The 348-nt window shown below is 43.4% G+C and carries 2 tRNA genes; both read left to right on the top strand.

Annotated features, from left to right (window positions below):
- The first annotated feature begins 22 nt into the window (after positions 1–22).
- Positions 23–99, top strand: a tRNA-Pro gene (locus COJ96_RS26780).
- 16 nt (positions 100–115) lie between these two features.
- Positions 116–191 (top strand) — tRNA-Ala (locus COJ96_RS26775).
- Positions 192–348: the final 157 nt, after the last annotated feature.

Raw genomic sequence — 348 nt, 5'->3', positions numbered from 1 at the left:
GAATCTCTCAGGGCGCACTTAACGGGAAGTAGCTCAGCTTGGTAGAGCACTTGGTTTGGGACCAAGGGGTCGCAGGTTCGAATCCTGTCTTCCCGACCATTTCTAATAATTATATGGGGTCTTAGCTCAGCTGGGAGAGCGCCTGCTTTGCACGCAGGAGGTCAGGGGTTCGATCCCCCTAGACTCCACCAAAAAATATTTAATTATGATATTGACACAGCATCAAAGCTCTGTTAATATAGAAAAGTCGCACAAGCGACAAAGACATTGTTCTTTGAAAACTAAACAAACAAGACGTGAAACAAACAATAAATTTTAGTTTCAGAAATGAAGCTAAGCCAACGTAAC

The sequence above is a fragment of the Bacillus sp. AFS073361 genome (assembly GCF_002567005.1).
Classification (GTDB): Bacteria; Bacillota; Bacilli; order Bacillales; family Cytobacillaceae; genus Neobacillus.
This window is presented reverse-complemented; position numbering and strand designations above follow the sequence as displayed.